The 1,989-nt window shown below is 49.2% G+C and carries 3 protein-coding genes; 2 read left to right on the top strand and 1 reads right to left on the bottom strand.

From position 1 onward, the window contains the following. Window positions 1-107 (bottom strand): rubrerythrin (locus tag D6694_15195; GenBank protein ID RMH34418.1); only part of this gene is annotated, 107 nt, incomplete at its 3' end. A gap of 52 nt (window positions 108-159) precedes the next feature. Between D6694_15195 and D6694_15200 the strand changes: the two genes are divergently transcribed. Together D6694_15200 and D6694_15205 are read left to right on the top strand one after the other, a co-directional pair. Next, window positions 160-453, top strand: a complete 294-nt coding sequence (locus tag D6694_15200) for a hypothetical protein (protein ID RMH34419.1) — start codon at window positions 160-162, stop codon at window positions 451-453. A 548-nt stretch (window positions 454-1,001) separates the two neighbouring features. Beyond that, window positions 1,002-1,730, top strand: a complete 729-nt coding sequence (locus D6694_15205) for a hypothetical protein (GenBank protein ID RMH34420.1) — start codon at window positions 1,002-1,004, stop codon at window positions 1,728-1,730. The last annotated feature ends 259 nt before the right edge of the window (window positions 1,731-1,989 follow it).

Genomic DNA, 1,989 nt, shown 5'->3' on the forward strand with positions numbered 1-1,989 from the left:
ACCCGCTCGTCGAAGGCCTTTTCGGCCGCGAAATTGTAGTAATCCATCGCGTCCTTTTCGGTCTGGATGGCTTCCCGGATGGCCTGCTTGAGATCCAGTTGCTGCATGGAACCACGCTCCTCCTGAGTAAAACAGTATACTGTATACAAGTTAGCACGAATGGAGGGCGCCTTGCCAGGCTTTTTTTGCCTTTGCTTCCGACAGGAGGGCCTGGCGGTGCAGGAAAAAAAGAGGGGGGGGCGCACAACACAAAAGGGGTTGGCGAAAACCGCCAACCCCTTGAAATCTGGAGCCACCCAAGGGACTCGAACCCTCGACCTACTGATTACGAACCTGATTGAACAAGTTTTCTGCATAGTGATAGTTTTCCCTTGCCTTGAATTACGGCAAGTTAGCGCCCCGCTGTATCTGTCTTTCCTTCCCCTAGTTTTCTTGTCTTTCTCCAGTGCTTGACAATCTACTTGACACCCTGCGCCCCTGTGTCTGTTGTCCTTGGGTCTCTTCTTTTTACCTTCTATTAAAAAAAGGGCACAAAGGTCACATGGTCATAACCGACTGATATTGCATGGCAAAACCCGGTGACCTTTTGAAAGCCGAAGGTCACAAAGGTCACAACCGCTCTAGGTTGTCTTACCGGCTTGCTCCTCGTTTGTGACCTTCCGCCTGTTCTGCTCACTCGCTTGGAAAGGGGGCGGCGGGGCAACGGTTGTCTTAGGATGGATCGTGGCCGTGAAGCGGCCGCGTTTTGCTTTATTTTCTGTTTGAGGTGCGTGGCGTTGGATGTGGCCCCCGGCTATACCGCGCCCTTGCTGCATATGGCCGCCGACCTTCTGATTTTTAGTCAGATTCCCTAGGGGAAAAGCACATAAAGACAAGATGTTAGCTGCCGCTGTCAAGCAGATTGTCAAGTAAAAATGTAGTCAAAATAGGACAACAGAATAAAGAGAAAGCAATATTCCAACATTGTTTCCAGTAGCCGAAAAGCGTGATAATTTGACCATATGTGGACTTTAGATGATCTTATCGGAATATGCCAGATGGCCGGATCATGGCCTGTAGACTGGCCGCCCCCTGCGGGGGCGAATCTTGACTTGTTGATGGCAAGCGCCTGTAAAATGTTAAACCTGAGAATTATGGATTTTAAGGGGGACCGTCTTGCGGCTTTGGAGGCTGTTAGGACATCATTTGAGCATGGATTCTCGTTCCCCGCTTGGGCTCACCAAAGGTTAGCGGAAGGCTGTGCCAAGTTTCTTTCGCGAGAAGAACCACTTGAGAAAGCATTAGGGGTTAGTTCTGGTCCTGGCCGGGGGAACAACCCTTTTGGTAGGCGGAAAGCTAAGAAGCTGCCGCAGGTAATTTTCTCTGATGTTTATTTTTGTAATAAATATTTGGGTTTCACTTTGCCAGTTACTTACCTTTTGGTCCAAAAGAAGGGGATTGTTGTAGAGGGAGAACGTCTACACCTTTCACCGGCTAGAATTGAAGAGGTCTACAAAAAGGTTCGGAAAGATAAGCCATGCGAAGATGATGTAAAGGATTTTGTCCCTGAACTCTTTGATGCATTTGTGGACGAGTTTATAGAGCCTTTCACTGAACTTTTTGAAAACGGTACATTTGCCCGGGAGGGTTTAGAGAAGTCCGCCCGGCGCTCTTTGGAACGCCTCATAAGCCTTGCCCTCGCCGAAGCCAAAAAATCTCCTTTGTATGATGCTAGCCTACACATGCGCTGACCTTCTTATTTTTTAGGGGGGGGAACTCAAGGGTTTTTCCCCCCAAGATAATCTGTGCTTTACGGCTTAGCCTTTCTTGCAAGCAAGTCAACCCCGCAAAGAAAGGATTAAGCCAACATGTCAACGCAACACCAAGACAACAAGACAACAGAAACCCACACCGCGCACGAACCCTTCGTAAACGTCAAAATCGCCGCCGAGTTCCTGGGAATCCCTGAAAACACCTGTTACAAGCTCGCTCTGGCTCGACGGGTGCCGA

The sequence above is a fragment of the Gammaproteobacteria bacterium genome (genome assembly GCA_003696665.1).
Lineage (GTDB): Bacteria > Pseudomonadota > Gammaproteobacteria > Enterobacterales.